The 24,520-nt window shown below is 42.2% G+C and carries 22 protein-coding genes; 10 read left to right on the forward strand and 12 right to left on the reverse strand.

From position 1 onward, the window contains the following. Positions 1-55: 55 nt before the first annotated feature. Positions 56-391 carry a bacillithiol system redox-active protein YtxJ gene (gene ytxJ, locus DQW11_RS21120; RefSeq protein ID WP_113926115.1) on the reverse strand — a complete coding sequence of 112 codons (336 nt, stop codon included), beginning with the start codon at positions 389-391 and terminating at the stop codon, positions 56-58. 181 nt (positions 392-572) lie between these two features. On the opposite strand from ytxJ, the gene DQW11_RS21125 reads away from it, so the two are divergent. Then, positions 573-1,970 (forward strand): DUF4403 family protein, encoded by a 1,398-nt coding sequence (locus DQW11_RS21125; RefSeq protein WP_113926116.1) that lies wholly within the window; start codon positions 573-575, stop codon positions 1,968-1,970. A gap of 124 nt (positions 1,971-2,094) precedes the next feature. Further along, positions 2,095-2,265 (forward strand): DUF6922 domain-containing protein, encoded by a 171-nt coding sequence (locus DQW11_RS22325; RefSeq protein ID WP_157966169.1) that lies wholly within the window; start codon positions 2,095-2,097, stop codon positions 2,263-2,265. 227 nt (positions 2,266-2,492) lie between these two features. Here DQW11_RS22325 and DQW11_RS21130 read toward each other — a convergent pair whose 3' ends face one another. From DQW11_RS21130 to DQW11_RS21165, 8 genes are all read right to left on the reverse strand, one after another. Continuing rightward, positions 2,493-3,224, reverse strand: coding sequence for a 3'-5' exonuclease (locus DQW11_RS21130; protein ID WP_232826822.1), 732 nt, complete (start codon positions 3,222-3,224; stop codon positions 2,493-2,495). After that, on the reverse strand, positions 3,169-5,115 hold the full coding sequence (locus DQW11_RS21135; RefSeq protein ID WP_113926118.1) for a DUF294 nucleotidyltransferase-like domain-containing protein: 1,947 nt from the start codon (positions 5,113-5,115) through the stop codon (positions 3,169-3,171). The genes DQW11_RS21130 and DQW11_RS21135 overlap by 56 nt, the downstream gene beginning before the upstream one ends. 138 nt (positions 5,116-5,253) lie before the next feature. Next, on the reverse strand, positions 5,254-7,146 hold the full coding sequence (acs, locus tag DQW11_RS21140; protein ID WP_113926119.1) for an acetate--CoA ligase: 1,893 nt from the start codon (positions 7,144-7,146) through the stop codon (positions 5,254-5,256). Positions 7,147-7,337: 191 nt separating this feature from the next. After that, positions 7,338-9,023 (reverse strand): sodium:solute symporter family protein, encoded by a 1,686-nt coding sequence (locus DQW11_RS21145; RefSeq protein ID WP_113926120.1) that lies wholly within the window; start codon positions 9,021-9,023, stop codon positions 7,338-7,340. Positions 9,024-9,047: 24 nt separating this feature from the next. Then, the gene (locus tag DQW11_RS21150) at positions 9,048-9,311 is read right to left on the reverse strand and encodes a DUF4212 domain-containing protein (protein ID WP_113926121.1); all 264 of its coding nucleotides are present in this window, start codon (positions 9,309-9,311) and stop codon (positions 9,048-9,050) included. A 19-nt stretch (positions 9,312-9,330) separates the two neighbouring features. After that, entirely contained in the window at positions 9,331-10,821 is a 1,491-nt protein-coding gene (locus DQW11_RS21155) for a porin (RefSeq protein ID WP_232826823.1), read from the reverse strand. A 142-nt stretch (positions 10,822-10,963) separates the two neighbouring features. After that, entirely contained in the window at positions 10,964-11,743 is a 780-nt protein-coding gene (locus tag DQW11_RS21160; protein ID WP_113926122.1) for a ZIP family metal transporter, read from the reverse strand. Between the two features lie 102 nt (positions 11,744-11,845). After that, entirely contained in the window at positions 11,846-12,907 is a 1,062-nt protein-coding gene (locus DQW11_RS21165; RefSeq protein WP_113926123.1) for an FAD:protein FMN transferase, read from the reverse strand. A 156-nt stretch (positions 12,908-13,063) separates the two neighbouring features. On the opposite strand from DQW11_RS21165, the gene ruvB reads away from it, so the two are divergent. Together ruvB and queG are read left to right on the forward strand one after the other, a co-directional pair. Further along, on the forward strand, positions 13,064-14,098 hold the full coding sequence (ruvB, locus tag DQW11_RS21170; RefSeq protein ID WP_113926124.1) for a Holliday junction branch migration DNA helicase RuvB: 1,035 nt from the start codon (positions 13,064-13,066) through the stop codon (positions 14,096-14,098). A gap of 40 nt (positions 14,099-14,138) precedes the next feature. Next, on the forward strand, positions 14,139-15,074 hold the full coding sequence (gene queG, locus DQW11_RS21175; protein ID WP_113926125.1) for a tRNA epoxyqueuosine(34) reductase QueG: 936 nt from the start codon (positions 14,139-14,141) through the stop codon (positions 15,072-15,074). A gap of 13 nt (positions 15,075-15,087) precedes the next feature. Here queG and DQW11_RS21180 read toward each other — a convergent pair whose 3' ends face one another. Both DQW11_RS21180 and DQW11_RS21185 read right to left on the reverse strand, forming a co-directional pair. Next, the gene (locus tag DQW11_RS21180) at positions 15,088-16,881 is read right to left on the reverse strand and encodes an IPT/TIG domain-containing protein (protein WP_113926126.1); all 1,794 of its coding nucleotides are present in this window, start codon (positions 16,879-16,881) and stop codon (positions 15,088-15,090) included. Positions 16,882-16,886: 5 nt separating this feature from the next. After that, positions 16,887-18,020 (reverse strand): hypothetical protein, encoded by a 1,134-nt coding sequence (locus DQW11_RS21185; protein ID WP_157966170.1) that lies wholly within the window; start codon positions 18,018-18,020, stop codon positions 16,887-16,889. 336 nt (positions 18,021-18,356) lie between these two features. On the opposite strand from DQW11_RS21185, the gene DQW11_RS21195 reads away from it, so the two are divergent. The 3 genes from DQW11_RS21195 to DQW11_RS21205 all read left to right on the forward strand — a co-directional run bounded on the left by DQW11_RS21195 (position 18,357) and on the right by DQW11_RS21205 (position 20,140). Beyond that, the gene (locus DQW11_RS21195; RefSeq protein ID WP_113926128.1) at positions 18,357-19,529 is read left to right on the forward strand and encodes a hypothetical protein; all 1,173 of its coding nucleotides are present in this window, start codon (positions 18,357-18,359) and stop codon (positions 19,527-19,529) included. A 61-nt stretch (positions 19,530-19,590) separates the two neighbouring features. After that, the gene (locus DQW11_RS21200; protein ID WP_113926157.1) at positions 19,591-19,824 is read left to right on the forward strand and encodes a hypothetical protein; all 234 of its coding nucleotides are present in this window, start codon (positions 19,591-19,593) and stop codon (positions 19,822-19,824) included. Further along, complete coding sequence (locus DQW11_RS21205; protein ID WP_113926129.1) at positions 19,814-20,140, forward strand: type II toxin-antitoxin system RelE/ParE family toxin; 327 nt, start codon at positions 19,814-19,816, stop codon at positions 20,138-20,140. Before DQW11_RS21200 ends, DQW11_RS21205 begins: the two co-directional genes overlap by 11 nt. Before the next feature lie 32 nt (positions 20,141-20,172). On the opposite strand, the gene DQW11_RS21210 is transcribed toward DQW11_RS21205, so the two are convergent. Next, the gene (locus tag DQW11_RS21210) at positions 20,173-20,364 is read right to left on the reverse strand and encodes a hypothetical protein (protein WP_113926130.1); all 192 of its coding nucleotides are present in this window, start codon (positions 20,362-20,364) and stop codon (positions 20,173-20,175) included. Positions 20,365-20,481: 117 nt separating this feature from the next. Between DQW11_RS21210 and DQW11_RS21215 the strand changes: the two genes are divergently transcribed. Genes DQW11_RS21215 through DQW11_RS21225 form a run of 3 tightly spaced genes read left to right on the forward strand, consistent with a single transcriptional unit; the run spans position 20,482 to position 24,360 of the window. Next, the gene (locus tag DQW11_RS21215) at positions 20,482-21,930 is read left to right on the forward strand and encodes a BatD family protein (protein ID WP_113926131.1); all 1,449 of its coding nucleotides are present in this window, start codon (positions 20,482-20,484) and stop codon (positions 21,928-21,930) included. After that, positions 21,923-22,999: a chorismate synthase gene (gene aroC / locus DQW11_RS21220; protein WP_113926132.1), complete on the forward strand. Its 1,077-nt coding sequence runs from the start codon at positions 21,923-21,925 to the stop codon at positions 22,997-22,999. The genes DQW11_RS21215 and aroC overlap by 8 nt, the downstream gene beginning before the upstream one ends. Positions 23,000-23,016: 17 nt before the next feature. Beyond that, positions 23,017-24,360 carry a dicarboxylate/amino acid:cation symporter gene (locus DQW11_RS21225; protein ID WP_113926133.1) on the forward strand — a complete coding sequence of 448 codons (1,344 nt, stop codon included), beginning with the start codon at positions 23,017-23,019 and terminating at the stop codon, positions 24,358-24,360. Positions 24,361-24,520: the final 160 nt, after the last annotated feature.

Below are 24,520 nucleotides of genomic sequence, written 5' to 3' on the forward strand. Positions count from 1 at the left end.
ATATCAAAACATCAAAAAATTAATTATTTGGTCAAATTCAAAAAGCACTTCTGAATTATACCCTCCCCATAATATCCGCATAGTTGATACCCATGTGGCTGTTGTCATAGACCGCTTTTCCTGATTTGACAATAATGACCTGGGGGGATTCATGGTAGACGCTGAATTCCTTTTCGATCTGATTGGAGACATCACGGTGACGGATCAAATCCAAAAAGTAAGGAGTGACTTTTTCTGAATCTTCTTTTTTCCAGTTCCTCTTCAACCTGTCCCAAGCCATACCGCTGACAGAACACCTGGTTGAATGTTTGAAAATCAACACGGGTTTTTCTCCGCTTTTTTGCTTGATCTCATCCAATTGGGATAAGTTTTCCAGTATATTCCAATCCATGTCTTAAATTTTATTAAACTTTCAAACCCTAAAGTAATTTCATCCCAAATTAGTTCCTTCAAAATCCCCACTTTAGCTACCTTTCGGTTCAAAAGATCAATTCCTCAAGGGCAAGGTTATTGCTTAATGTGATTTATTAAGAAACGCCCGTTTTCATTAAAATTCCACTTGAAATTTATTTATGTTTTCAAAATACATACTTCCCATATTCATTTTACTCATCACATTCTCTTCCTGTAAGACCATCAAGCCTGACCGCCCGCCGGCTTCTTCCGGGATTGAACTTCCGCAAGCCATCTCCAAGGCCAATGTGCCTATAGAGATTCCACTTTCTTTTATTGAAAATAACCTCAACAAAGATTGGAACAGCAAGTTGTTTGCAGAAAATGGATTGCCCATCGGCAGCGGACTTACCACCGACATCGATGTGACCAGAACCGGCAAAATTGTGCTGACAGGCTTGGAAAACAATACGCTTCGGGTCAAAATTCCCATGAACCTCAAAGGAGACCTGAAGATTGAAAAGAAGGTTTTTGGGCAGATATTGTCGACAAACTTCCCCTTTAATGAAAATATCAGTCCCGAAATCAGCTTTGACCCTGAAATCGGAAGCAATTGGGAACTTGGCATCAAAAACCTTGAAATAGAAAACTGGGGCCGCTCCATGAAATATAACCTGTTGGGTTTTGAGATCGACTTGGATCAGGTGGTCAAAAGCCAGCTTAAAACTGTGCTAGATAATCAGCTTTCGGCTTCCAATCTCAGCCGTTTTGATTTCAAAAGTATGGCACAAGAGACCTGGGATATTTTTTCTGAGCCTTATACAATTACACAGCAAGGTTTGGAAGTCCATTTTTACAGTATTCCAAGCAAGTTGAAATTGACAGAAGAGATTACGACAGATCAAAAGTTGAAGCTTTATGTTGGATTGGAAGGAGAGATGATGTCTAAAGTCGGTTCGAAACCAATAGTCCCAAAATCTCCTTTGCCCAATATTGATGTAAATGAAAATAAAGAAAACGAACTTGAATTGATTCTTCCCCTGATCCTACGCTATGAGGATTTGGATGGCTACCTGAACAAGGAAATGTCAGGCAAAATAATCAAAATTGACAGCAAGACGGAGATGGTCCCCACCGATCTCAAAACGCAAAAATACGGAGACAAGACTTTGTTGTCCATGGATTTTACCGGTATCCGAAAGGGAAAAAAGGATATCAAAGGCAAAATGTATTTTGCAGGAAAGCCTGTCTTCGACGCTGCAACTGAATCACTCCGGTTTGATGAAGCTGAGTTTGATGTCAAATCAGACAATGGCATGGCAAATATCGGTATCAGGCTGAAGAAGCGGAAAATCATGAATCAGATCAGGAAACTGGCAAACTATCCTGTCGGTGATTTTCTGGGTGAGGCAAGGAAAGAACTGGAAAAGCAGGGAAAATTAGAGACCGGCTTTGCGACCTTTCAGGTCAAAAATCCAACTTTGGATGTGGAAGGAATCTACAATACGGAGGAAGAAGTAAGGATCTACCTCAGGTCAACAGGGCAGATGGAAGTGAAATTGAAGGAATTAAAATAGATTCAAGACATGAGACACGAGACATGATACAATCAGAATTCCACTTTTTGGTTGAATTTTCATAGATGAATAATTCCGATTTTAACTTTAAATTGGATTGTAATAAATAATCATTTCAAATATTATGTCAGAAAAACCCAAACCCATATTTCATAAGCGGATCTTTTGGGATGTGGATTTCGAAAAGCTTGACTATGATGCCAAAGCCAATTTCGTGATCGAGCGGGTATTTGAAAGAGGAGATGTCGATGATATCCGGAACTGCAGGAGATACTATGGTGATGAGAAAATTTAAACTGCATTATTAAACGCTAAATTTTTACCTGAAATAACCATGTATTTGGCTGCGGCTGTAATTGACCAACCTATAACTGCATTTAGATGTTACAAACTCAGACAGTCGAATCCGGAACTTTTTCCTTATTAGAGGACCTGATGACAGTTCCTGAACTTCAGGATTTTGTGATTCATTTTTTTATTCAGTTTTTCAAGCTGTCAAGATTCCACATAACCATACTTTCTCTACCTAATCAATCCCCCAAAATCCTTTATCCCTTTTGTCGCGGCAATTTTTAGAAGTTTCATCAGCAGCTGTGCTGTCAGGAAGGCATCACCGGCTGCGGTATGCCTGTCATCCAGTTCTATTCCGTACCTGGTACATACTGCATCTAGGGCATATTCTTCTTTGATCGCGGTACTTTGGTCAAAGTGCGGGCCTTTCTCCAGGCGCATCGCCAGGTATTTTGTATCAATCACCGGGTTCAAAAACTTTTTAAACCCAAAAGGCTGTAATGTTTTTTCCAACATGGCCAGGTCAAAACCGATATGATGCCCCACAATGATATCCGAACCTATATAATTCAACATATCCTTTCCAAAATCCTTTAAAGGAGAGGTTTCGATCGGATATAATATTTCATGGACTTTGACCGACTCCCGGTTTTGAACAGGTGTATCAAGATACCTTTCAATACCCGAAGCTACCGGCATGCTGAACCCTTTGAGTTTGATGGCTCCAAAAGAAATGATATGGTCGTTTTTTGGGTTAAAGCCTGTGGTCTCGGTATCCAAGACCACAAAAAGAAGTTCGGAAATTGGCCGAACGTCTGAGATTTTTTTTTCAAAACCTGATTCGTAAGCTTCTACGAAAGAAGATTTTGGTGTTTTTTTCCCCAATATAAAATCAAGCCATCCCATATCAACTTGTGAAAAAATCCAATTGAAAACGGATCCGCATGATTTTCTGAAGCTCATCTATTGGAGCAAAAGTATTTTTAAGCAATTGACGCTGCAGTTTCCCCAGATCTTCGGGATGAATGTACCTTCCCGAGTTTCCTGATTTCAATCCCTCGATGGCCCGCATCCGCATGAGGATTTCATAGGCTTTACCGGCCTCGAGAAGGAGATCGGTATAATTTGGCTCCAATTCCGACAGTTTTTCAAACCTTTTGAATGTATTGTTGATCCCGACGACGCGGTGACTGAGAACCAATAGCCTTGCCATATCAGCCAAAGGCATCATTGCCCGGAGCTTGATGTCAAATTTGTCTTTTTGCTCTCCTGACTTTTCCACCAAGAAATTCCTGAAAAAACCCAAGGGAGGAGGATTGAGTAAGGCATTTTTGGCCAGGAAATTTAGGAAAATAGACTTATCGGCAATTTCATGATAGATATGTTCGGTAAGTTCTTCGGCTAATTTCTTATGGCCAAAAACAGGCCGATAGTCAAAAAATATGGTGGCGTTTAACAATGCCTGTTGATTGGGACTGAGTATCCAATCTGAGAAGTAGTGTTTCCATTGGGACAAAGGCTGACACCACTTGGGATTGTTAGCCATCATATTGGCAGGGCACGCCTGAAACCCACAAATAAACAATGTTTCCATTACTTCTTGGGCGATCAACAACATGTAGGCTTGGGTATCTTCTGCAATTTCTATTGGCACATCCTCAAAAACGATGGCATTATCCAGGTCTGTTCGGAGAAGTTGTTCTTCCCGGCCTTCACTTCCCATGGACAAAAAGCAGAATTTCACTTTGGAAGCTTTGGGATTGTTTGGACTGTGTTTATTGATGGCCAATTGGACAGCACGTTGGATGATGATGTCGTTGATTTCAGAAATGATGTTTGCCACAAAATCCATCGCTACTTCATTTTCCAAATAATATTTCAAAAGGCTTTCCGCGCGGTTGCGGATTTTGGCAATTTCGGATATCTCCCAAGTATTCATCAGGGCATTGATCAAAACCGCCGGACTGTTGCCTTGCGAAAGCAGAATATCATGGTCAGAAAGGATGCCCGTAACCTTACTTTTGAGGGTCCCATCTTCGGTGAAAATAAGGTGGTGAAGCCTGTTTTTGATCATTGTAAGGTACAGGTCAGAAAATCCTGCTTCCTTGCTTTTAGTCATCACTGGTGAAGTCATCAATTTTTCCACAGGCGTATCATAGCTTTTTTGATGGGCCACAAGCCTGTTTCGGATGTCTTTGTCAGTAATGATCCCGAGGGGAAATTGATTTTGATCCACAATCACGATGGACCCAACACCTTTGGCTGCCATCTTTTCAACTGCAATCAGGATGGTGGTTCCTTTCATACAAGTCAGGACATCGGTGGAATAATTAAGGTCCGACTGCCCGCTGAAGATCATCAGGCCATTGTCTTTGGACAGTTCTGTAAAATCCCTTCTTGCCTTTTGGGATTGGGAAAGGTCGCTGCGGACGACCACCTGTCCGGAAGCAAATCCGGCAGCAAAATAAAGACTTACCCTACTATTTTCATTCAGTATTTTTTCAAAAATAGACACCGGTATGGCATACAACAAACTGTCCTCCCGGGCCTTGGCTGTCAGGATATAGGGTCTTTTTCCCAGCAAAGCCAATACCCCGAAGACATCTCCTTCATCACAGACTTCGACCACCCTTTCTTGTCCATCTTTATTTTCTGAAAGCTGGACTGAGCCTTCCTTCAGGACAAAAAAGAAATCCTGAGCCGGATCACCTTGTCTAAAAAGCTGCTCACCCTGTGCATAGTATTTGACCTCAACGCCCTTTGCCACCAATCCCAATGATGCTTCATTGAGAAAAGTGAAGGGAGGAAACCTTTTCAGGAATTCCTTGACGCGGTTGACGATGACGTTGGCCATTTATTTTAGATACAAGATGTGAGACACAAGACGTGAGACTAAATCTGTTGTAATTTGTGAATTCTTGTTTTTAGGAGAAAGATTTATTCTCCCTTGGATCAAATCTCATTTCTTAAGTCTCATATCTCAAGTCTTATTTCATTTTCTTCCTTCAATAATCTTAGTCACCACATCCGGATCGAGTAGCGTGGAGGTATCTCCCATATTGTCCGTGCTTCCTTCGGCCACTTTTCTGAGAATCCTGCGCATGATTTTGCCCGATCGGGTTTTTGGCAATCCTGATACAATCTGAATTTTGTCAGGTTTGGCGATTGGGCCGATGATTTTGCTGACGGTTTCTTTGATTTCGTTGATGAGGTTTTCTTCAGTACGGTGGGCCATATCGCAGATGACATAGGCATAGATTCCCTGTCCTTTGACTTCGTGTGGATAACCGACCACTGCTGATTCGATGACCAATGGATGTTCGTTGATGGCATTTTCGACTTCTGCAGTTCCCATCCTGTGACCGGATACGTTGATCACATCGTCGACACGGCCCAAGATGCGGTAATACCCGTCATGGTCTCTTTTGACCCCATCACCGGTAAAGTACATGCCTTTGTAAGTGGAAAAATAGGTCTCTTTGCAGCGCGCATGGTCTCCCCACAGGGTTCGGATCATGGATGGCCAAGGGTATTTGACACAAAGATTTCCCTCTACTGAATTACCGGTCAGCTCATTTCCCTCAGGATCTACGATTGCAAGTTGGATTCCGGGTAGGGGCAAAGTCGCAAAAGCAGGTTTGGTAGGCGTGATGCCTGCAATCGGCGAAACCAATATCCCGCCGGTCTCTGTCTGCCACCAGGTATCCACGATCGGACATCTTGATTGGCCGATATGGTTGTAATACCACCTCCAAGCTTCCTCATTGATAGGTTCACCAACGGAGCCCAAGACCTTTAATGAGTCCAAGTTGTAGGGAGCTATGGGGTCGGTCCCATAGGCCTGCAATGCCCGGATTGCTGTAGGAGCAGTGTAAAATTGGTTGACTTTGTGCTTTTCAATCACGGCCCAAAACCTTCCCGGATCGGGATAGGTCGGCACGCCTTCAAACATCAGTGTAGTCGCACCGGCCAATAAGGGGCCGTAGACAATATAGGAGTGCCCAGTGATCCAACCGATATCTGCGGTACACCAATACACATCTCCAGGTGAATATTGGAATACGTTTTCAAAAGTGTATTTGGTGTAAACCATATAGCCAGCAGTGCTGTGGACTACCCCTTTTGGCTTGCCTGTTGATCCGGAAGTGTATAAAATAAACAACGGATCCTCGCTGTCCATTTCTTCGGCCACATTGCTGTCCTTTTCTCCGACAATGACCTCGTGCCACCAATAGTCCCTACCTGCCTTCATCGTCACATCTTGCCCAGTACGCTGACAGACGATGACTGTTTCTACAGCAGATTTTTCCAAAGCCTCGTCGACGATGGCTTTGATGCCGATTTTTTTGTTGCCGCGGTAGTTTCCGTCAGAGGTCAAAATAGCTTTTGCTCCGCTGTCAATAATCCGGTCTGTAAGGGCATTGGCACTGAATCCCGCAAAAACAACGGAGTGGATCGCACCTATCCTTGCACAGGCAAGCATCGCAATGGCAGCCTCGGGAATCATCGGCATATAGATGATCACCCGGTCGCCTTTTTGGATACCTTTGGATTTGAGCGCATTGGAAAATTGACATACCGAATGGTACAATTCTTTGTAGGAAATCTTTCTGACATCCTCGCCCGGTTCACTTGGTTCCCAGATAATGGCCGTCCTGTCTCCGTAAGCAAAGAGGTTTTTCTCAAATATATTTTCAGTGATATTCAATTTACCATTGACAAACCACCTGACATTTGGTCCTTCAAAATCCCATTTCAGAACTTTGTCCCATCTTTTTTTCCAGTGGAAAGAGTCCGCGATTCTTGCCCAGAAACTTTCCGGTTCTGTGACTGACTTTTGGTATTCATAGAAGTACCCGCTGAGGGTATGTATTCTATCACTCATGGTTATATGTTTTTAGGTTATTGTATTTTTTGATTGAAAATCAGATTGGATTCCTACTTTCAAAGCAATGGAGAAAATCAAAATTCTAATTTCCCCCAAGTTAATCCAAAGAAAGTAACCCCGCCCAACTTTTCTGAGTTTCATCAAATTCATTCAATCTGCTGTATTTAGATTTGGAGGTCAAACCAAAATCAATGGTCCACCGCCCCGCCTGCGCCTCTTGGGATTCTTATTTCCTGGATCATATCCTGTACATGCTGTGGAGGGGCAGGAGTGAATTTTGAAACGACATAACAGGCCACAAAATTGAGTAACATGCCTACCGATCCAATCCCTTCTGGCGAAATTCCAAACCACCAATTTTCTGCATTATTCATTTCCGGACTTAGGAATTTGAAATAAATGATATAAGCCAGGGTGAAAACCAGACCCAAAACCATCCCTGAGATGGCTCCTTCTTTGTTGATTTTGGTTGAGAAAATGCCCATGATGATCACCGGGAAAAACGAAGCTGCTGCCAAACCAAAAGCGAAAGCAACCACCTCTGCCACAAATCCCGGAGGGTTCACACCAAAATATCCTGCCAATACAACAGCACCTCCTGCTGCAATTCGTGCTATTCTCAGTTCTTTTTTCTCAGACATTTCAGGTCTGAAAGTTCTAAATAAATCTCTGGAAATAGAGGTAGAAATTACAAGCAAAAGCCCTGCGGCCGTAGATAATGCCGCAGCCATGGCGCCAGAGGCTACCAAACCCACTACCCAGTTTGGAAGTTGGGCAATCTCGGGATTCGCCAAGACCATGATGTCCTTGTCGATGGTCAGTTCATTGGCTTCCTTGTCTGCCAAATATTGTACAATTCCATCCCCATTTTTGTCTTCCACGACGATGAGGTTGGTTTTTTGCCAGTTGCCAACCCATTCAGGAAGTTGGTCCACGGGTTTTTCAGCGACAGTATCGATCGCATTGTAGATACCAAATGCCGCTACCGCCGGAGCTGTTGTGTATAGAATTGCGATGAAAACCAAGGCGTAACCGGCAGATAACCGAGCGTCTTTGACCCTTGGCACTGTAAAAAATCTTACAATCACATGCGGAAGCCCTGCGGTGCCAACCATTAACGCGAGCGTGATGGCAAACATATCTACCATCCCTTTTCTCCCGGAGGTATAGGCTGCGAATCCCAAATCTGTCAATACACCGTCCAACTTGTCCAACAAGTGTGTACCATCAGCGACAGTCCCACCGAGTCCGAGCTGTGGTATGGGATTTCCTGTCAATTGCATGGAAACGAAAATAGCGGGAACCATATAAGCGAAAATCAATACACAATACTGGGCGACCTGCGTATATGTGATTCCTTTCATACCCCCCAAAACAGAATAGAAAAAAACAATGCACATCCCAATGATTACTCCAGTATTGATGTCAACCTCAAGGTAACGGGAAAAAACAATGCCCACGCCACGCATCTGACCTGCTACATATGTAAATGAAATGAATAGGGCACAAATTACTGCTACTACCCTAGCTTTATTGGAATAGTACCGGTCTCCCACAAAATCCGGGACGGTAAATTTTCCAAATTTCCGCAAGTAAGGAGCCAAAAGCAGAGCAAGCAACACATAACCTCCGGTCCAGCCCATCAGGTACACCGACCCGTCATATCCTGAAAAGGAAATGATGCCCGCCATAGATATAAATGATGCGGCTGACATCCAGTCTGCCGCTGTAGCCATGCCGTTAGCTAAAGGTGAAACACCGCCTCCGGCCACATAAAATTCTTTGGTAGAGCCTGCCCGTGTCCAGATAGCGATACCAATATAGAGTGCAAATGAAAGTCCGACAAGGATATAGGTCCAGGTAATTATGTCCATGGTAAAGTGGGTTTTGGGGTTGGTTTATTCTTCGTTAACATCAAATTCCTTGTCCAGCTTATTCATGCGGTAGACATAGACAAATATCAGGATTACAAAAACATAGATGGAGCCTTGTTGGGCAAACCAGAAACCAAGTTTGAATCCTCCGATTTTGAAATTATTCAGTTGTTCGACCAGGAGGATTCCAAATCCAAAGGAAACTGTAAACCAAATCAGGAGCAGAAAAAGGAGGGTCATGAGGTTCTTTTTCCAATATGCTTTCATTTTTTGCTTGTTGTCGGCCATGGGGTTTTTGGTGTTTATTTTAAATGAAAATATGGGTTTGAAGAATGAATTCACCTGCTGATCCTGTTTTGCGGTAATTTTCGAATATCGGACGGTTGCTATATTGGAAGGAAAGTTTGGCTTGGTGACCGTTGAGAAAGTAATTTACACCAAGGTCATATTGCCAGCTTCCTTCTTCAAAGAATTCAAAGTTTTTATGAGTCAGAGTTCCAAAAGGCTGAAGCTTGGTCTTGCCGCCAAAAATGTTTTCGGGTAAAAGATAGCCTGTTTGGAAATAGAAAATATTGCCTGAACCTATGGTAGGTTGTGCATTTCCGGGGCCATTTTGACTTGTGCCGGGGCCAAAACCCACGTTCATGATTCCGATGTTTCGGAGATAATTTGGGCCAAAGTCATAGTGGTAATATACCGCATAGGCAGTCAGTGCAGTTCCTTTTTCAGGATTGATGGGAAGATCCAAAAAGCTGTCAATACTCCAAAGGGCGATGTCATGTTTGTTGAAAGTTCCGTCTTGGTTTTTGGAGCTCGTAGCCTCAGGATGGTGGTGCCAACCCCCTCCGATATTGAACACTTTTTTGGTGCCGAGATAAGAGCCCACAAAAAACGGAAGCTTGTTGTTTTCCTTTTCAAAAAACTGATAAGCGATATATCCCTGTGTTGCCCAATTGTCATTTGGGGTATTGGCCGCAATAGGTCGGTTATTTATTTCATCAAATGTTCCTCCGTTCCCTACAGAAAAAGGTTTGTTCACCGCAAGACGGTAATCCCATTTTCCCACCTGACCTTTGGCATAGACACCAAACTGACGTGCAAACTGGTCTGTCAACTCTATCAAAGGCCAATTGAAAATCGGAGCATCCAGAGTCAGCAGATTCAAAGTTCCCTGACTGCTCAATCTGGAAATCCCATTCCAATAATGGAGGCCTGCGCCGAGAAAAACCTCCTTGGTCACTTTAAATTCCGTCCAGACATCGTGGAAAAATAATTGTGGTTTTTTGGCTGAAGCACCGTCTGCCGTTGATGCGCCTGTGATGGGATTTGTGATGATGGGGATACCTCCGGCGTTGCCTGAGTTGCCGCCACCTGGCACACCGCCATTTACAAAAGTCTGGTTATTGATCCCAAAATGGGCTAAAAGAAGAACTTTTGGCGTGACCTGCGCATAGGTCAAAATCCTTGCCCTCCGGATTCCGATATCTGCGGTTTGCTTCCTTGGCAATCCATCGACTCCCAAGGTTCCGGGATTGTTTTCTGTGACCCGCATCCAAATCTGGTTCCAGATCATAAATCTGATATACCTCGAGCCTGAAGGATTCAACTTGAAAGCAATAGGTTTGTAAGAAAGATCCGCCTCATTGGCTTCATCCAGGGCGGAGTAGGATTCCGTCCTCAATGAATCCTGCGCCTGAACCTTAAAAAAGCACAAGGTCAGGATTGACAAAGCAAAAAGTCTAACAGAGGGTTTCACCATGGAAATTTTATACCGGATTTTTCTTGATAGGTGAAGCATGGGATAGTCATTTTCCCATCCGCATAATTCCTTCAATCAATCAGGCTAAAATATAACAATTAGGACTCACTTAGCATCCGCCCAACCTATCAAATTCAATCTTGAACAAAAAAACCGAGGGAAATTCGCCTTAACCAAAACCTCAAACCATCATTTCCAGCAAAACCGCCAATCCAAAAGCCAGGATGCTGATCAATACTTTGTTTAGGTAAAATCGGTGGTCAGGACTGCTTTCAAAAAATATGGTCGTGGAAATATGGAGAAATCCTCCGGCCACCATACCATAAAACACATTTAAACCTTCCCTTCCCAGGATATTGCTTTCATACATATAATTGCTCAGGACCATGCCCAAGGGAGATGCAAATGCAAAAACCACCAAAAGCGCAAAGACCCATCTTTTTTTAAGACTTGCCATCAACACCGCCACCAAAGCAAATGCCTCCGGTCCTTTGTGTAATAGAATGCCCAACAACAAATTATTGCTACCATGATGGTGACTGTGCCCTGCATGGTCATCATGGTCATGTAGATGGCCTGCCAAAGTTCCGTCTTCTGTCAGCAATGTTCCCTCCAAAAAGGCATGTAAAAACAAGCCGATCATGATGGTCCAGATACCAACCTGCATTCCATGGTGCTGATGATCAGGATGATGGATGTGGCCATGCTCTACCCCTGTCGACAATAGCGCCAGAATCTGTTGTAATAAAAACCCAAGTAAAATGTAAAATCCCATTTTGGTCGGGTCTGAAGATTCTACAAAAAGTTCCGGAAGGATGTGAAGTACTGTGATCGCAAAAAGGTATGATCCTGCAAAAACAAGAACCAATTTGAAATATCTCTCTTCCCAACTCGGGATCAAATAGGCCAGTCCACCTGCAAACAAGGCAGTAAAGAATAAAACAAGGAAGTTAAATGTCATCTTTTGTCGGGTTGAAATAGCCTGTATCCAATTTCAGTTTAAAGTTTTGATATTGGGAGTGCATGATACCAAGATTGATTCAGGCTACATATATTAAGGAAATTAATCCTGTGGAAAGGAGAGAAACGGCTTGATCCCTTCACTTGCATAGGATTTCAATTGTCCTGTTGAATCGCTATAGATCAGAAATATTTCAAATAAATTTTGGATTTTTTGGAGTTCAATGGCCTTGTCTGTTCCCATCACCATCATGGCTGTGGCATAGGCGTCTGCAGTCATGCAGTCACCTGCCATCACTGTGGCGCTCAATAAATTATGGTTAACGGGTCTTCCTGTGGCAGGATTGATCGTGTGGGAAATTTTGATTCCCCCGGATTCATAATAATTTCTGTAATTACCGGAGGTAGCCATTGCTTTATTGTCCAAAGCCACGATGCTGTATAGGTCATCAGCCCTACCGAGTTCCTCGGGACGGTTGATCCCCACTTTCCACAGTTCCCCTTTTTCATTCATTCCTCTCGCTACCAATTCGCCGCCGATTTCTACAAGTAGGTTTTCTATTCCTTTGCCCTTCAAAAATTCCGCGACCACATCTACGCCATATCCTTTGGCGATAGCACTGAAGTCAAGATACATGCCCGGTTTTGTTTTTATGACACTTGCCGAATCGAAGGTGATCTTATTAAAACCGATCAAATCCAACATCTCATCGATATTCACACTGTCCTTCAGTTGTGGCCCGGTAGGACCAAATCCCCAAAGATTGACCAAAGGACCCACAGTCGGGTCGAAGGCGCCTCCGGTGGTTTCGTATACTGCTTTGCTGCTTTGGAGAACAGGAAGGAAATATGGCAATCCAAAAAACAATGTATCTCCCTGATTGAATTTGCTTAGCTCAGAATCAGGGACGTAGGTAGAAAGCGATTGGTTGAAAACCACCAGCAAGGAATCTATACTTACCTGAAAATCCCTTTCACTTGGGTCAAGATAAGTGATATTGTAAGTAGTGCCCATCGTGTTGCCATTCAGGGTGACCTTACCCGTCACTTTTTCTTCAATTTCCTCAACTGGTTTTTGTTGGTTTTGACGGTAAAGGTAGACTATGGCCACCAATAGCAGCAGGATGATGGAATAGATAATGTTCTTATTGGCGTTGCTTCGCATATAAAAGAGCAATTTTTCGAAAGTTAAGGGTAATTTTCCAAATTAAGTTCCAAAATTGCAATTATTTGCAATTTTGTTGCAAAAAGGTCTGGAGCTTATTTTTAACTTTTTGCCTTGGGCTAATTTTCTATATTTGTAAATGCTGATTGTTGCGCTATGAGAGAAGATTACCTGAGTGGGGACAAAGAAAAACTGAATTCATCTGACAAGGAAATTGAGAAGGCTTTGAGGCCTTTGAGTTTTGATGACTTTACCGGCCAATTCAAGATTGTCGAAAATCTCAAGGTTTTTGTTTTGGCAGCAAAACGAAGAAATGAACCTTTGGACCATGTACTTCTTCATGGCCCTCCGGGCTTAGGCAAAACTACATTGAGCTACATCATTGCCAACGAACTGGAGTCAGGTATCAAAATTACCTCCGGTCCGGTGTTGGACAAGCCTTCCGATTTGGCAGGTTTGTTGACCAACCTTGACGAAGGAGACGTACTTTTTATAGATGAGATCCACAGACTCAATCCTATTGTGGAGGAATACCTTTATTCCGCCATGGAGGATTTCAGGATTGACATCATGTTGGATTCAGGCCCAAATGCCCGGTCAGTTCAGATTTCACTCAATCCCTTTACCCTGATTGGTGCAACCACAAGATCGGGATTATTGACTTCACCCCTTCGCGCAAGATTTGGGATCAATTCTCGATTGGAATATTACGATGCCAAATTGCTAACAGATATTGTGGAGCGGTCAGCGGGTATACTCCAAACGCCCATCGATGCTGTCGCAGCTTATGAAATCGCGAGAAGAAGCCGCGGAACACCAAGGATTGCCAATATGCTTTTGCGCAGGACGAGAGACTTTGCCGAGATCAAAGGAAACGGAACAATCACTTTAGAAATCGCAAAAATAGCCTTGAAGGCCCTGGATGTGGATGAAAATGGCCTTGACGAAATGGACAACAGGATACTCCTGACCATCATCGAGAAATTCAAAGGAGGTCCGGTCGGACTTTCCACCATCGCCACAGCCTGCAGTGAAGAGGCAGAGACAATAGAGGAAGTATATGAGCCATTTTTGATCCAAGAAGGCTACCTCAAGAGAACCGCGCGAGGAAGAATGGCGACTGAACTTGCATATAAGCACCTGAATCTCAAACCGAACTTTGGGTCAAGCAGCGGAAGTTTATTTGAATAATTGCATTGACTTCCTTTTGCGAGTCGGATTTTAAACTATCGTGAAACTCCAAGAAAAATACAGCCAAATCATAAAGACCCAGGCCAAAAACCTGGGCTTTGATTTTTGCGGCATTGCCAAAGCTGGATTTTTAAAAGAGGAAGCCCCCAAACTCGAAGCTTGGCTCAACCAAAATTACCAAGGTGAGATGGCGTATATGGCCAACCATTTTGACAAAAGACTTGATCCGACCAAACTCGTCGAGGGAGCCAAAACCGTGGTCAGCCTTGGCTACAATTATTTTCCAAAAAAGGAATTATTCCAAGAAGATAAAGCCTACAAAATAGCTAAATACGCTTATGGGCAGGATTACCACCATGTCATCAAAGACAAGCTAAAAGTACTTCTTGAAAACTTGCGGCAAGAAATCGGAGAGATTGGAGGAAGGGCCTTTGTGGATTCGGCACCTGTGATGGAGCGTCAGTGGGCCCAAAAATCAGGTTTGGGTTGGTTGGGAAAAAACAGCCTCTTGCTCAACAAGGAAATGGGCAGTTTCTTTTTCTTGGCAGAATTGGTCATCGACCTCGAAGTAACACCGGACCCCCCGATGTTGAAGGATTATTGCGGTACCTGTACCAAATGTATCGATGCCTGTCCGACAGAGGCCATTGTCCAACCCGGTGTCGTGGATGGATCCAAATGCATTTCTTACCTGACAATTGAGCTCAAAGAAAATATCCCTGCTGCTTTCAAAGGCAAAATGGAAAATTGGGTTTTCGGTTGCGACATCTGTCAGGATGTATGTCCCTGGAACAGATTTTCAAAACCCCACCAAGAACCGCTTTTTGAACCCAAACCTGAATTGGAGGAAATGACCAATCGGGATTGGGAAGAAATCACAGAAGAAACCTTCAGCAAGGTTTTTTCGAAGTCGGCTGTCAAGAGGACAAAGCTGGAGGGATTGAGGAGGAATATTAAATTTATGGGTAACAAATGAAAAAGGATTGAATTTAACGTAATAATTTGAATAATCGATTTTCTCCGATTCCAGCATAACTGGGCAAGCCATAATAAAGATGCGATCCGATCTGGTAAAACTTTGCTTTTTGATTGGGTGATGAATATATACTCTGAAGTCTCAAGACGTTATCCTCAGCTATGTTATATTCAAATATATTACTGGTACCACTTCCAAAGTAAATGCTGTTTTCAAATTCTGTTATCTCCCAACTTGTATTCAATCCTGAAATAGGAATCTGAGATATCAAAACAGGCGATTGTCCTATTTGAAGGGAAAGTAAATACAAAGTTTGGAAATTTGAAGTTACTCTAAGGAAATAGATCTTTCCTCCTTTTGAAGTTACAGCGACTGCATCCTGGAGATCAAACGGCACTTCCACCCCTGTGTCTTCCCATGTATTTTGAGCAGTATTGAAGAAATGGAAATTTGGTCTGAACAGAAAAGCTATGGCCACTTTTCCCAGATAATCAAAAGTCCATTGGACTGCCGTCAGGCCTTCAGGTAGGTCTGTTAATTTTTCCTGTTTCTTGGAAAGAATGTCATACCTATAAAAATCAGTATATAAAACACGCGGTTGATCCAAGGTTGGAAGTCTGGCACCAAGACCAAAATAAATTTTGCCATCAATTTTGGAATAATGTAATGCATACCTTTCCCTTTCTCTACCATTTTCAGGGAAATCCCCAAATTTTAATGGATTAGGATTGTTAAGGTCAAAAGAATAAAGATCAAAAAACGGGGTGTAATTGTATGTTACTATCTGATTGCCGGCGGATATAAAGGAATACTTATTCGGATCAACCAATGGGATATTTTCAAACCCGAATGCCCATGAATTTTTTATGGTGATCTCTTGCGGGAAGGTGTATTCATCAAAACCAGAAGTGCCTACCTTAACTTTGTATTTGCCAGGTGGAAGGTTTGGAACTGCTCCTTTAGCAATAAACCCTTCCGAGGGAGTTGTAGGCAATAGATAGGATGTTCCGGCCTGATCGATCATTGTGAACTGTAAACCTGATTCATTTGAGAAATTTAAATCCATTTTGATTGTATCATTTACAAAAAGTTCTGAGGGCTCCACCTTCAGAATTTTCGGGATAATGACTTCAAAAGCGTCATTAAGAACTCCGGATTTCCCGTTTACCGTTATTTTTAGATTAAACTTTCTGTCCAAATCCGGAATGGTGTTGAAATTTTTCAACAGTTCTACCACAAGTTTTGTGGGTGTCGCTTCCATGATTTTGATATTAAAATACTCCTCAATACCTCCAAAATCGAGAATATTGTTCTCTGGTTTTCTACTGAAATAATTTCCGGCAATGGTCAATGTGTGGTATTGGGAGAGCTGGGATTCAGAGACGGAGGTTATTTCCGGGCCTTTGACTCCAAGACTGGAAAAATTAAATGATTCACCAAAAATCATCTGGGATCCTGACCGGACAAAGGGTCGTGCAAAATAGTCGACACCTGGTTCCAGGTCATATTGAAGCCTGATGGTAATTGGATTTCTTAGAGGTTTTCCTGCTACTTCCTCATAAAAAAAATACTCCGGTATGTTAGGGGAACCCTTTCCTATTTTCCGGTATTGAATGCCATAAGTATCAATTGTTACGGATGGTTTTTGAATGATCATAAAATCAATGTCCACTCCTGTTTCATCCAGGTCTTTGATTCCAAGACTTTTGATTACAGGATAATCCCTTTCGGAAATATTACTATCAATGGTGCATCCTTGGAGAAGGGATACGAGTAGAACAACAATAAGCCTGATGGTATATTTCATAAAGATCAAAATTTGAGGCCTAGGGTAATAAAGTACATGTTCAAACTTGCATTACTTATATTTCCACTTTGGATACTGCTCTTTAAACCAATTGTCCAAATCTTTCCGCCGGTCTGAATGAGATTCGCTCCCATACCAAAATGAATTCCTTGATAATTGTCTGCCAGAACAAGTTGATTGGAATGAAAAGTGATTTCATTGTCCTTTTTCCAAGCTCCAAATTGATATGACTTTTGATTTAAAGTATGGGAAAAGGAATACCCCATTTCTATGTAAATCCGGAATTTTTGGGGTCTGATATCAAAATAATATTTTATTGCCACCGGTAACTGCAAAGCAATCAAGGAAATGCTGAGGTCCGTTTCGTACTTCTGCCCATTTTGCAAATCTATTTTCTGAAACTCGGAAGCACTAAAACCAAACAGCTGCGGAGAAAGCGAAAAAGACATATTGCGCCTTTTGTTTACAAAGGTTTCCGCCGATATACCTCCTGTCATAACAAGACCCGTCATGCTTGTCGATGTTTTGATAGGTTCAATAACGAACCCTGCAGACCCCATTCCCATTCCGATAAAAGGCTCTATATAAATCGGTTTTGAAACAGTGACTGAGTCTGTGACCTGACCAGAGGCATTTAGTAAAGATGTGATCGATCCGACTGACTGCTTCTCCAGACTTGCCAGAGGATTGGTAGCTTCTTTGTTTATGGAAGAAAAGGCCTCAGTGGCCTGACCATTTACTGCATAGAGTTTTCCTGTGCTTCTATTTTCCAGATAGAAAAACTCATTTTTACCGTTAAGTCTATACAATTCTAAGTCCTGGTTTTCTGTGGGTATGAGTTCTAAAAAAACCCACATCTCACGTGGATTACCAATGTTCTTCCTAAAAAACTTCCTGTCTTTGAATTGAAATTCTGAAACATCCTGAACTGTATAGATTTCATCTGTTCCATTTTTGACTTTTTGAAATAGTATCGAATTGTTTTCACCAGATGGGATCCGTGGAATGTACCCATCTATATGTATACTGTCATAAAGTATGATGTAATCACTTCTTTTTATTATTTGTGCTTCAGCGTTCAATGAAAAGAACATAATCGTTACTAAAAAAAAGAAATAACGTCCGGTTACTATTGCCATGGGGTGATGGGATTAAAGGCCTTTATTTTCATTGAATGAACCAGAAATGAAATAAAATCCCGGTAAATAAAACTAATTTTTTATAATCAAAAAAGAAATAAATAAAGATAGTTTGGGAATCTAAGAAACATCAATTCCCTATGGGATAATAGAAATCACAGAAGAAACCTTCAGCAAGGTTTTTTCGAAGTCGGCGGTCAAGAGGACAAAATTTAATGGCTTTTTAAGGAATATTGATTTTCAGAAATGATCAAAGAGTTACTTTCTTGAAAACAATGTCAAAAATCAGTTTTTAAGAAATCAAATAGGTTAATTTTGAGTAATCAAAATGATGCTATGAAGATTTTTGAAGTCAATTCCGGAATACTGGAAAGGGATTTTTTGGAAGCTCATGTCCTGATCAACATACCTTATCCCAATTGGATCAGACCATTGGATGTCGATGTGATGTCAGTTTTTGATCCAAAGAGGAACAAACTTTTGGCAAAATCCGAAGCCATACGATGGGTGCTGAAAGACGATCAGGGTAAGCTTATAGGCAGGATTGCCGCTTTTGTCAATAAAAGATACACCAACAAAGGGGATGATGTCCCTGTTGGTGGATTCGGATTTTTTGATTGCATAGATGACCAAAAGGCTGCAGACTTTCTTTTTGATACTGCCAAAAACTGGTTGAAGTCAAGAGGAATGCAGGCAATGGACGGGCCGATCAACCTTGGTGACAGGGACAAGTGGTGGGGATTGTTGGTGGATGGATTTCATCCGCCGATCTACAACATGAATTACAATCCGCCTTATTACCAAAAGTTATTTGAAGCGTACGGTTTCCAGAATTTTTACAATCAGATTTGCTGGAGTCTTTCAGTGGCGCAAGAAGCGCATCAGTTGGATCCGAAGTTTTATGAGGCGCATGAAAAGTTTTATGGAAACCCGGACTTCAGGGCGGAGTACCTCAAAAAAGACAATTTGGAAAAATATGCCAAAGACCTGAGTACCGTGTACAACAAGGCTTGGGCAAAGCATCAGGGTAACAAGGATATCTCACCGGAACAGGCATTAAAATTGTTCAAAACCATCAAACCTGTCTTGGATGGAAAACTGATCTGGTTTGTCTATCACAAAGATGAACCTGTGGTGATGTGGATCAACCTTCCGGACATCAATCAGATCATCAAACATCTTGACGGAAAGTTTGATTGGTTTTCAAAACTGAAATTTTTTCTCATCAAAACCTTTGGGAAAAATGAGAATTTCGTGGGTTTGGTGTTCGGTGTGGTGCCGGAGTTCCAAGGCACGGGTCTTGATTATTACATGATCGTGGAGGCCGAAAAAGTCATCAAATCCACCACTTCCTATAAAAAACTGGAGCTGTATTGGCAGGGAGACTTCAATCCCAAAATGCTGAATATTTCAAAAAATCTCGGGGGAAAACACTTTCGGACCTTGGTCACGTACAGGTATTTGTTTGATAGGAAGAAGCCTTTTGCAAGGCATCCGGTATTGTTATGATTTCTCCCTTTTTAAGTTTTTGAATATCTTTGTACTTTCTCCTACCAAAACCAGCTTGATTATGAACCTGCAATATATTTCAGACAACAGAGGCAAAACCACAGGCGTATTTATCCCCATTCAGGAATGGGAATTGCTAAAATCAAAATTTAAAGGATTGGAAGAAGAAGTGCTTGGTGATCAATCAAAAGACGAGATTTTGCAGGGTATCCAAATAGCAGTGGAAGAAATGAATCTGATCAAAAAAGGAAAATTAAAAGCCCGTAATGCAAAAGACTTGTTAAATGAGTTATAGCGTAAAAACTATCCCCCACTTTGACAGGCAGGCCAAACGGCTTTCCCGAAAATTCCCTTCTTTCAAAGAAGAACTTTTTGATTTGATTGAATCCCTGGAAAATGACCCGATACAGGGGACTCCTTTAGGAAATGATTGTTTCAAAATCCGACTCGCCATAAAATCTAAAGGGAAGGGCAAATCAGGTGGTGCAAGAGTCATTCTGCATGTAATTTTTGTTAAGGAAGATGTTTATTTACTTACAGTGTATGATAAATCTGAGAAGGAGAATATTTCGGATTTGGAACTTCAGGAACTTTTGAAAATGATAGAATGAAAAAAAAAGCCCCAAACTCGGGGCTTTTTGCTTTAACCTGCAAGGCTAATGAAATATTTATCAAGGACAGGTTCGTATTTTCCTGAAAACTTCCTGTAACACCAATCCTTAAATTCCTGTATCTCGGTCGGCATCAGCAGGTTTAGGGCCTTGCGCAACTCCTTCTCAAACAATCTTCTGTCAAAACTGACTTTCATCAAGATGATTTTCACGTATTCCAGCATATTTCAAAGAATTTATAAGTAATGATTAAACAGATTGTTTGTTAATACGACATGTAATTAGGTTTGTTGCGTTTAAAATATAAAGCTAATTTGCAAACCATTAGTAGTCATATCAACATGAGTAAAACGACAGTCAGCGCTATTCTTGTATGTTTGTTTCTTTTTATTTCTTTGGGCGCTTTCGCCCAGGAAGTGGCCATCGAATTGGGGCCGGATGAAATAGCACTCAACGAGACCTTCAGCATCAAAGTGACCATTGCAAATGACAAGATCAAATCCTATGATGAGTTCCCGGAAATAGCCGGATTTCAAAAACAGGGCCTTTCCCAATCTTCTTCCATGAATGTCATCAACGGGCAGGTCAGTAGTACCAGCAGCATTATCCAATATTATAAACCGACCAAAAAAGGTGTTGTTACCATTGGAAAGTTTAGCATCAAAATAAATGGAAACGACTACGCCTCTCCCGGAAAATCCGTCACCGTTGTCGACGCACGGGCAGCACAGCGACAGCCAAACCAATCGGATCCTTTCAGCGATGTATTCGGGGGGACAAGGGAAGAACCCGAATTCATTGAAGTCGAGGATGATGCCTTTTTTGCTTCTTCGGTAGACAAAGAGGAGATTTTTGTAGGGGAAGGATTCAATGTCAGCTTGGCATTTTACATATCAGAAACCAATCAGGCTTCATTTCAATTTTATGAACCAGGCAAGCAGTTGGACGCCATCCTCAAAAAGATGAAACCTGCAAATGCTTGGGAGGAGAATTTCAATATCACCAACATCCAGCCTGAAAGGGTAACTTTCAATGACAAAAGCTGGATCAAGTACAAAGTATATGAAGCGACTTTTTTCCCATTCTCAGAAGGAGAAATCACGATTCCGCCTATTTCATGGGAAATGGTCAAATACAAAGTGGCCAAAAACCCGACTTTCTTTGGCAGTAACAGGCTGGAGGATTTCAAAACATTTACCTCTTCTTCTAAAAAAATCAAGATCAAACCTTTGCCTCCACATCCTCTCCGGAATGAAGTCAGTGTGGGTAGTTTCCAATTGAGGGAAAACATCACAGATTTCGATGCCTTGACAGGAGAAGGGATTACGTATAATTTTGGGATAAGCGGTGAGGGAAACATCAATGCAATAGCCACTCCAAAGACAAATCAGATTCATCTGCTAAATACTTTCGACCCCAATGTCCGTCAGCAGATCAACAGAGGCAATGGAAAGATCACAGGCCTCAAAGAATTCAGCTATTACCTCACCATCAATGAACCGGGGAGAATCATTCTCGGGGATTATTTTGAATGGATTTATTTCAATCCTGCTTTGGAAAAATACGATACCTTGAGACCCAAGGCCATCCTCAATGTGACAGGGGAGTCCAAAGTCAACCAGGCAATTTCCAACCAGCGCTTGGGAGGGATTTATGACCTGATTGATGTTGAAAACAATGAGCTTTCAAACCAGAGATATAAGTACTATTTTTCAGTTTTTATCAATTTATTATTGGTCGGTTCAGTCATTCTGCTTACCGTCTTGATTACTAGAAAAGCACATGGGTAATTCATTTGGGAGGATATTTAGAATAAGTACATTCGGCGAATCTCACGGATTGGGTTTGGGAGTGGTGATAGAAGGCTGCCCGGCAGGCTTGCTGATCGATGAGGAATTTATCCGAAATGAAATGCAGCGAAGGAAGCCCGGCCAATCCAAAATCACCACCCAAAGGAAAGAAGAAGACGAATTTCAGATTCTCTCAGGGGTGTTTGAAGGAAAGGCCACAGGTACGCCGATCGGTTTGGTCATCATGAATACCGACCAAAAGAGTAAAGATTATAGCCATATAGCTGATAAATTCAGACCTTCCCATGCGGACTATACCTACTTTGAAAAGTACAGCATCCGTGATTACCGCGGTGGAGGCCGAAGCAGCGCCAGGGAAACGGCAGCGCGGGTAGCCGGTGGTGCGATTGCCAAAATGCTTTTGAAACACTATGGGATTTCAGTTCAAGCCTACGTTAGTCAAGTTGGGGATATGAATGTTGGAAAGACTTACCAAGAACTTGATCTTGCCCAAACCGAGGAAAATATCGTCCGCTGTCCGGATCCTGTTATGGCTGAAAAGATGATCGAATACATCGATGAGGTCAGAAAGAGCAGGGATACTGTAGGCGGGATAGTCTCTTGTGTGGCCCAAGGCGTTCCTCCAGGATTGGGTGAACCTGTTTTTGACAGGCTACATGCAGAGTTGGGCAAAGCCATGCTGAGCATCAATGCCGTGAAGGGATTTGAATATGGAAGCGGATTTGAAGGCGTGAAGATGCGGGGATCGGACCATAATGATGCTTATTATCAGGACGGTGACCGGGTCAGGACTAGAACCAATAATTCCGGTGGCATCCAAGGCGGTATTTCTAATGGAGAAGATATATATTTCAATGTGGCTTTCAAACCCGTTGCAACCATCATGCAGGACCAAGAATCGGTCAATGAGTCAGGAGATTCCGTGACAGTGTCGGGCAAAGGCAGACATGACCCTTGCGTAGTTCCTAGGGCAGTTCCCATAGTCGAGGCGATGGCCGCCTTGGTATTGGCTGATTATCTTTTGATCAGCCGAACAAACAAATTATAATATAAACCCAACTTAGTATGTTGAAAAAAATACCCTTGCACACCCAGATTATCATAGGATTGGTTCTTGGACTTGTTGTCGGATTGGTGATTGTCAAATTCGGTTTTGATCCCTATATCATTCTCAATTTTGTCAAACCTATAGGAACTGTATTTATCAATTCCCTAAAAATGATCGCAATGCCTTTGGTATTTGCTTCATTGGTGATTGGTGTTTCAAATCTTGGAGATGTTTCCAAATTATCAAGAATAGGGGGAAAAACCCTTTCCGCATATTTGGTTACCACCATCATTGCTGTTTCTATAGGATTGTTGTTGGTCAATATCTTTAAACCTGGCGAAAGTCTTCCCCAATCTACAAGAGACAGCTTGATGTCCCTTTATGATGGCGCTGCTGGTTCTCGTGCCGAACAAGCTGAAAAAGTCAACAGCCAAGGGCCACTCCAGCCACTTATTGATATTGTACCGGATAATATTTTCCTTGCCGCAACCAACAATGGGAGTATGCTTCAGGTGGTCTTTTTTGCTATTATCGTTGGGATAGCATTGCTTCAGATTCCAAAAGAAAAAGCCAATAATTTCACCAGTTTTTTTGATGCCTTCAATGATGTGATCATCAAAATCGTGGAGTATATAATGTTGATTGCTCCTTATGGTGTTTTCGCATTGATGGCTTCCCTGATTATTGAAATAGCAGGGGATGACCCGGATTCGGCAGTGGAGTTACTTCTTGCTCTATTAAAATATACCTTGGTGGTATTAGGAGGATTATTCCTGGTGATTTTTGGGGTGTATTCAATGATTTTGAAATCATTTACCAAGATTCCTTTCATCACTTTTCTAAAAGCTTTCAGACCTGCCATGTTGTTGGGATTTTCAACCTCTTCAAGCAATGCTACTTTGCCGGTAACCATGAAAATTGTAGAAGAGGAAATGGGTGTTTCTGAACAAATAAGCAGTTTTGTCCTTCCATTAGGTGCAACCGTCAATATGAATGGAACAAGTCTTTACCAAGCCGTAGCAGCCGTATTTATTGCACAAGCGCTGGGGATGGACCTTTCGATTTCCCAACAGTTGACCATAGTGTTGACCGCAACTTTGGCAGCAATTGGTTCTGCAGGTGTGCCTGGCGCGGGATTGATCATGTTGATCATTGTATTGGAAGCAATCGGTGTACCGGGTGCGGGAATTGCCCTGATCATCGCTCCGGATAGAATTTTGGATATGTTCAGGACTGTGGTCAATATCACTGGAGATGCGGTGGTCTGTGTCGCTGTGGCTTCCACTGAAGGGGAGTTGCCTTCGGGAATGATCCGTCAGACCAATCCATTTACCCCTAATGAAGAAGTGACTGAAAGCTGAAAAGCAGAGTCCACAGTCGACAGTCCATAGCAACTACAATGGATTTTCAATCCTAGTAATCTGTGGCCACAATGCGTACCTACATAAAATGTAATTTTCTTCAAAGTAAAAACCCTCTATGATCAAGGTCTTAGAGGGTTTATTTCTTAGATCAAGATTT

Source organism: Cognataquiflexum aquatile (assembly GCF_003316845.1).
GTDB classification, from domain to species: Bacteria; Bacteroidota; Bacteroidia; order Cytophagales; family Cyclobacteriaceae; genus Cognataquiflexum; species Cognataquiflexum aquatile.

Bases quoted from the DNA above. Each gene is read 5' to 3' on its own strand.
- ytxJ (WP_113926115.1), bottom strand. From the start codon at position 391: ATGGATTGGAATATACTGGAAAACTTATCCCAATTGGATGAGATCAAG.
- DQW11_RS21125 (WP_113926116.1), top strand. From the start codon at position 573: ATGTTTTCAAAATACATACTTCCCATATTCATTTTACTCATCACATTC.
- DQW11_RS22325 (WP_157966169.1), top strand. From the start codon at position 2,095: ATGTCAGAAAAACCCAAACCCATATTTCATAAGCGGATCTTTTGGGAT.
- DQW11_RS21130 (WP_232826822.1), bottom strand. From the start codon at position 3,224: ATGAGCTTCAGAAAATCATGCGGATCCGTTTTCAATTGGATTTTTTCA.
- DQW11_RS21135 (WP_113926118.1), bottom strand. From the start codon at position 5,115: ATGGCCAACGTCATCGTCAACCGCGTCAAGGAATTCCTGAAAAGGTTT.
- acs (WP_113926119.1), bottom strand. From the start codon at position 7,146: ATGAGTGATAGAATACATACCCTCAGCGGGTACTTCTATGAATACCAA.
- DQW11_RS21145 (WP_113926120.1), bottom strand. From the start codon at position 9,023: ATGGACATAATTACCTGGACCTATATCCTTGTCGGACTTTCATTTGCA.
- DQW11_RS21150 (WP_113926121.1), bottom strand. From the start codon at position 9,311: ATGGCCGACAACAAGCAAAAAATGAAAGCATATTGGAAAAAGAACCTC.
- DQW11_RS21155 (WP_232826823.1), bottom strand. From the start codon at position 10,821: ATGCTTCACCTATCAAGAAAAATCCGGTATAAAATTTCCATGGTGAAA.
- DQW11_RS21160 (WP_113926122.1), bottom strand. From the start codon at position 11,743: ATGACATTTAACTTCCTTGTTTTATTCTTTACTGCCTTGTTTGCAGGT.
- DQW11_RS21165 (WP_113926123.1), bottom strand. From the start codon at position 12,907: ATGCGAAGCAACGCCAATAAGAACATTATCTATTCCATCATCCTGCTG.
- ruvB (WP_113926124.1), top strand. From the start codon at position 13,064: ATGAGAGAAGATTACCTGAGTGGGGACAAAGAAAAACTGAATTCATCT.
- DQW11_RS21180 (WP_113926126.1), bottom strand. From the start codon at position 16,881: ATGAAATATACCATCAGGCTTATTGTTGTTCTACTCGTATCCCTTCTC.
- DQW11_RS21185 (WP_157966170.1), bottom strand. From the start codon at position 18,020: ATGGCAATAGTAACCGGACGTTATTTCTTTTTTTTAGTAACGATTATG.
- DQW11_RS21195 (WP_113926128.1), top strand. From the start codon at position 18,357: ATGAAGATTTTTGAAGTCAATTCCGGAATACTGGAAAGGGATTTTTTG.
- DQW11_RS21200 (WP_113926157.1), top strand. From the start codon at position 19,591: ATGAACCTGCAATATATTTCAGACAACAGAGGCAAAACCACAGGCGTA.
- DQW11_RS21205 (WP_113926129.1), top strand. From the start codon at position 19,814: ATGAGTTATAGCGTAAAAACTATCCCCCACTTTGACAGGCAGGCCAAA.
- DQW11_RS21210 (WP_113926130.1), bottom strand. From the start codon at position 20,364: ATGCTGGAATACGTGAAAATCATCTTGATGAAAGTCAGTTTTGACAGA.
- DQW11_RS21215 (WP_113926131.1), top strand. From the start codon at position 20,482: ATGAGTAAAACGACAGTCAGCGCTATTCTTGTATGTTTGTTTCTTTTT.
- aroC (WP_113926132.1), top strand. From the start codon at position 21,923: ATGGGTAATTCATTTGGGAGGATATTTAGAATAAGTACATTCGGCGAA.
- DQW11_RS21225 (WP_113926133.1), top strand. From the start codon at position 23,017: ATGTTGAAAAAAATACCCTTGCACACCCAGATTATCATAGGATTGGTT.